Source organism: Vallitalea okinawensis, from assembly GCF_002964605.1.
Lineage (GTDB): Bacteria > Bacillota > Clostridia > Lachnospirales > PQDH01 > Vallitalea_A > Vallitalea_A okinawensis.
Map to the genome: position 1 here is coordinate 1 of NZ_PQDH01000049.1, position 1595 is coordinate 1595.

At 35.9% G+C, this 1595-nt stretch carries 1 protein-coding gene; it reads left to right on the forward strand.

Translation table 11 applies throughout. The features are described from left to right. Positions 1 to 290 precede the first annotated feature (290 nt). Positions 291 to 1460 carry an IS110 family RNA-guided transposase gene (locus tag C1Y58_RS26220; protein WP_105620108.1) on the forward strand — a complete coding sequence of 390 codons (1170 nt, stop codon included), beginning with the start codon at positions 291 to 293 and terminating at the stop codon, positions 1458 to 1460. Positions 1461 to 1595 lie beyond the last annotated feature (135 nt).

Here is a 1595-nt window from a genome sequence, read left to right on the forward strand (position 1 = left end):
CACGTATAATCCAATTATCCTCTTTTTGAGGTGGTTGGATTATCTTCCTTTCTCCCAACCTTTTTGTTGGGGTAATCTATATTACTCCGTTATAATAAATAAGCACTGTGGATTTGTTTCTATTTTCCTACAGCTTTGATTTGACTGTTTAGAGGTGACTCAGACCACAGCTTTTCGTCTTCACTGGTAATTAGTTAGTTAACGCATTGACGTTTATATTTACGTGAATACATAGCCGGAATCCTTGTGGAAAACAACAGTGCAAAATATTATTTTAGGAGGTATCTTTTATGTACTTTGTTGGAATCGACATTTCCAAGTACAAACACGACTGTTTCATTACTACTGAAACAGGGGATATCGTTTGTAATTCTTTTACCATCATGAACAACCATGATGGTTTTGAAGAACTTCTTTCAGTTCTAAGTTCTCTTAATCCTAAAGAGCAAATAAGAATAGGGTTTGAATCTACCGGTCATTATGCCTTAAACCTGAAGTTATTCCTTGAAAAAGCCCACTACAGCTTCATGGAATTTAACCCTGTTCTTCTTGCTAAGTTTAACAAGTCTCAGTCTTTAAGGCGTACCAAAACGGATACAATAGATTCTGTCTCTATTGCCCGATGGTTAATGACGGTTGAATACAAACCCCATCCAGTAGGATTTTACCATACATATTCGCTTAAGTCATTAACTCGCCTTCGAAATTCTCTTGTAAAACAGCGAAGCTTTTACATTATAAAAATAACAAATGTCCTAGATCATATATTCCCTGAGTTTAAACCATTTTTTAATAATCGTTTTAGCAAGACAGCACTCTATCTTTTAGAAAACTATAGAACAGCCGAAAAAATGGCTCGTATGAATTCTCAATCCTACGATAACCTCCGTCGCATTTCTAGAGGTAAGTTCTCTATGCAGAAATTTCTAAAGTTAAAGGAATTGGCAAGGAATACCGTAGGCAGTGACAATGAACTCTTTGTTTCTCAGTTAAATAGCCTTATGACTTTATATAAACAAGCTGCTCATGAAGTAAATTCTCTAGAGACACAAATCATATCTCTGATTGAAGAAATAAAGCCGAAATCATTGACAATCCCTGGTATTGGCTCTTTATCAGTAGCTGTCATTTATGCTGAATACGGTGATCTATCCAAGTTTAGTTCCCCATCACAGATGCTCTCTTTCGCCGGGCTTGAACCTAGCTACTATCAATCTGGGACTTTTGAACATGGTGGGCATATGGTGAAACGAGGCTCTTCTCATCTTCGCTACACGTTGATGAATTTGTGCATTCCTTTAATTCAACATAACATGGTATTTGCTGAATACTATGCCAAAAAACGGACTGAAGGCAAAACACATCGTGTAGCATGCTCACACCTTATTAAAAAACTAATTCGTGTTATCTTTACTCTTGAAAAGAATGGCATAGATTTTGATCCGACAAAACTTCGCTGATTGAGTAGTGGCAACCAGTAATAATCAATCCTAACACTTTTTAAAACTCTTCTTTGAAAGGCTTATTTGTCATGCCCATTTTTATTTCAGAATTTTTCTCAAAAAACTATTGACTTTTAATAGTTAGTCACCTCT